Origin of the sequence: Christiangramia aestuarii, from assembly GCF_009735585.1 — a bacterium.
GTDB classification, from domain to species: domain Bacteria; phylum Bacteroidota; class Bacteroidia; order Flavobacteriales; family Flavobacteriaceae; genus Christiangramia; species Christiangramia aestuarii.
Genome location: NZ_VJVW01000015.1, coordinates 1 through 4,820 on the forward strand (window position 1 = coordinate 1; position 4,820 = coordinate 4,820).

Below are 4,820 nucleotides of genomic sequence, written 5' to 3' on the forward strand. Positions count from 1 at the left end.
TGCTGATGGTGATGGCTATTTAGGATCAACCACTTCAGTTATTTCCTGTACAAGTCCGGGATCAGAGTATAGCCTGACCGAACCGGCTACTGATGACTGTGATGATTCTGATAAAGCTATCAACCCGGATACAGTTTGGTATATCGGAGTGGATAATGACGGCGACGGATTTATTGGAAGTGTGGATTCTACAACTCAATGCGTTTCTCCGGGAGCCGCATACAGCACCAGTTTACCTGCAGTGACCGACTGTGATGATAGTAAAAAAGATCTTACTCCCGATACGGTATGGTACAAAGGAATGGATGCTGATGGTGATGGCTATTTTGGATCAACCACTTCAGTGGTTTCCTGTACAAGTCCGGGAGCAGAGTATAGCCTGACCGAACAGGCTATTGATGACTGTGATGATTCTGATAAGGCGATCAATCCTGATACCATTTGGTATATCGGAGTAGATAATGACGGAGATACCTATTTTGGTTCGACAACTTCAGTTATTTCATGTGAAATTCCAGGGACAGATTATAGCCTGACCGAACCGGTTACTGATGACTGCGATGACTCTGATAAAGCGATCAACCCGGAAACTATTTGGTATACTGGAATTGATAATGACGGCGACGGATTTATTGGAAGTGTTGATTCTAAAACTCAATGTGCTTCTCCCGGAACCGGATACAGCACTGCCTCCCCTTCGGTGACCGACTGTGATGACAGCGATAAGGATGTTACCCCAGATACGGTCTGGTACAAAGGAATGGATGCTGATGGAGATACCTATTTTGGTTCGACAACTTCAATTGTTTCATGTACAAGTCCTGGAGCAGAGTATAGCCTGACCGAACCGGCTACTGATGACTGTGATGATTCTGATAAAGCTATCAACCCTGATACAGTTTGGTATACCGGAATTGATAATGACGGCGACGGATTTATTGGAAGTGTGAATTCTACAACTCAATGTGTTTCTCCCGGCACAGGATACAGCACCACTTCATCTGCGGTGACCGACTGTGATGACTCTGATAAAGCGATCAATCCAGATACCCTTTGGTATATCGGAGTTGATAATGACGGGGATGGATTTATTGGAAGTGTTGATTCTAAAACCCAATGTGCTTCTCCCGGCACCGGATACAGCACCACTTCACCTGTGGTGACCGACTGTGACGATAGCAATAAAGAAATTACTCCAGATACGGTATGGTACAAAGGAGTGGATGCTGATGGTGATGGCTATTTAGGATCAACCACTTCAGTTATTTCTTGTGCAAGTCCGGGATCAGAGTATAGTCTGACCGAACCGGCTACTGATGACTGTGATGATTCCGACAAATCTATCAACCCCGATACAGTTTGGTATATCGGAGTCGATAATGACGGCGACGGATTTATTGGAAGCGTAGATTCTACAACTCAATGTGCTTTTCCGGGAACCGGATACAGCACCACTTCCCCTGCGGTGACGGACTGTAACGATAGCAATAAAGAAATTACTCCAGATACGGTATGGTACAAAAGAGTAGATGCTGATGGCGATAGTTATTTTGGATCAACCACTTCAGTTGTTTCCTGTGCAAGTCCGGGAACCGATTATAGCCTGACCGAACCGGCTACTGATGACTGCGACGATTCGAATAAAGCGATCAACCCGGAGACAGTTTGGTACATCGGAATTGATAATGACGGCGACGGATTTATTGGAAGTGTTGATTCTACAACTCAATGTGTTTCTCCCGGAACCGGATATAGCAGAATTTCTCCTGTGGTGACCGACTGTGACGATAGCAATAAAGAACTTACTCCAGATACGGTATGGTACAAAGGAGTAGATGCTGACGGTGATACCTATTTTGGGTTTACAACCTCAGTTATTTCCTGTACAAGTCCTGGAGCAGGGTATAGCCTGACCGAACCGGCAATGAATGATTGCGACGATTCGAATAAAGCGATCAATCCTGATACCATTTGGTATATCGGTGTTGATGCTGACGGCGATGGATTTATTGGAAGCGTTGATTCTAAAACCCAATGTGCTTCTCCCGGAACCGGATACAGCACTATTTCACCCGCGGTGACCGACTGTGACGATAGTAATAAAGATCTTACTCCAGATACGGTATGGTATAAAGGGGTAGATGCCGATGTTGATGGCTATTTTGGTTCAACAACTTCAGTTGTTTCCTGTGCAAGTCCGGGAACCGATTATAGCCTGACCGAACCGGCCATGGATGACTGTGATGATTCCGATAAAGCGATCAACCCAGATACCGTTTGGTATATCGGACTCGATAATGATAGCGACGGATTTATTGGAAGTGTAGTTTCTAAAACTCAATGTGCTTCTCCGGGAACCGGATACAGCACTACTTCACCTGTGGTGAGCGATTGTGACGATAGCAATAAAGATCTTACTCCAGATACTATTTGGTACAAAGGCGTAGACGCCGATGGCGATAGTTATTTTGGTTCGACCACTTCAGTTGTTTCCTGTGCAAGTCCGGGATCAGAGTATAGCCTGACCGAACCGGCTACTGATGACTGTGATGATTCTGATAAAGCTATCAACCCTGATACCGTTTGGTATACCGGAATTGATAATGACGGCGATGGATTTATTGGAAGTGTGGATTCTACAACTCAATGTGTTTCTCCCGGCACAGGATACAGCACGACTTCACCTGTGGTGACCGACTGTGATGATAGTAAAAAAGAAATTACTCCAGATACGGTATGGTACAAAGGAGTAGATGCTGACGGTGATACCTATTTTGGGTCGACAACTTCAGTGGTTTCCTGTACAAGCCCTGGATCAGAGTATAGTCTGATCGAACCGGCTACTGATGACTGTGATGATTCCGACAAATCTATCAACCCCGATACAGTTTGGTATATCGGAGTCGATAATGACGGCGACGGATTTATTGGAAGCGTTGATTCTACAACGCAGTGTGCTTCTCCGGGAACCGGATACAGCACCACTTCCCCTGCGGTGACGGACTGTAACGATAGCAATAAAGAAATTACTCCAGATAAGGTATGGTACAAAGGAGTAGATGCTGATGGCGATAGTTATTTTGGATCAACCACTTCAGTTGTTTCCTGTACAAGTCCGGGAGCAGAGTATAGCCTGACCGAACAGGCTATTGATGACTGTGATGATTCTGATAAAGCTATCAACCCGATGACAGTTTGGTATACCGGAGTCGATAATGACGGGGATGGATTTATTGGAAGCGTGGATTCCATCACTCAATGTGCTTCTCCCGGAACCGGATACAGCACGACTTCACCTGCAGTGACCGACTGTGATGATTTTGATAAAGCTATCAACCCTGAAACTATTTGGTATATCGGAGTCGATAATGATGGAGATGGATACATTGGAAGTGTGGATTCTAAAACCCAATGTGCTTCTTCCGGCACCGGATATAGCACGACTTCACCTGCGGTGACCGATTGTGATGATTCTGATAAAGCGATCAACCCGGATACCATTTGGTATATCGGTGTTGATGCTGACGGGGATGGATTTATTGGAAGCGTTGATTCCAAAACTCAATGTGTTTCTCCCGGAACCGGATACAGCACAACTTCTCCTGTGGTGACCGACTGTGACGATAGCAATAAAGATCTTACTCCAGATACTGTCTGGTTCAAAGGAGTGGATGCCGATGGCGATAGTTATTTTGGATCAACCACTTCAGTTGTTTCATGTACAAGTCCGGGATCAGAGTATAGCCTGACCGAACCGGCTACTGATGACTGTGATGATTCTGATAAAGCTATCAACCCGGATACCCTTTGGTATATCGGGGTGGATAATGACGGCGACGGATTTATTGGAAGTGTGGATTCTACAACCCAATGTACTTTTCCGGGAACCGGATATAGCACCACTTCACCAGCGGTGACCGATTGTGATGATAGCAATAAAGATCTTACTCCAGCTACGGTATGGTATAGAGGATTGGATGCCGATGGCGACAGCTACTTTGGTTCGACAACTTCAGTTACTTCTTGTACAAGTCCGGGATCAGATTATAGCCTGACCGAACCGGCTATAGAAGATTGCGACGATTCGGATAAAGCGATCAACCCTGATACAGTCTGGTATATCGGTGTTGATGCTGACGGCGACGGATTTATTGGAGGCGTGGATTCCATCACTCAATGTGTTTCTCCGGGAACCGTATACAGCACCACTTCACCTGTGGTGGCCGACTGTGATGATAACAATAAAGAAATTACTCCCGATACGGTCTGGTACAAAGGGGTAGATGCCGATGTTGATGGCTATTTTGGTTCAACCACTTCAGTTGTTTCCTGTACAAGTCCCGGATCAGATTATAGCCTGACAGAACCGGTTACAGATGACTGTGATGATTCTGATAAAGCGATCAATCCGGATACAGTTTGGTATATCGGAATTGATAATGACGGCGACGGATTTATTGGAAATGTGGATTCTAAAACTCAATGCGTTTCTCCCGGAACCGGATACAGCATCGCTTCCCCAACGGTGACCGACTGTGATGATTCCGATAAAGCTATCAACCCGGATACCCTTTGGTATATCGGAGTGGATAATGACGGGGATGGATTTATTGGAAGCGTAGATTCTAAAACCCAATGTGCTTCTCCCGGAACCGGATACAGCACCACTTCACCTGTGGTGACCGACTGTGACGATAGCAATAAAGATCTTACTCCAGATACAGTTTGGTACAAAGGAGTGGATGCTGATGGTGATGGCTATTTAGGATCAACCACTTCAGTTATTTCCTGTACAAGTCCGGGATCAGAGTATAGCCTGA

1 protein-coding gene is annotated in these 4,820 nt (G+C 45.5%); it reads left to right on the top strand.

What is annotated here, in order from left to right:
* Window positions 1–4,820: MopE-related protein (locus FLP08_RS15310; protein ID WP_262885546.1), on the top strand; the 4,820-nt coding region annotated here is incomplete at both ends.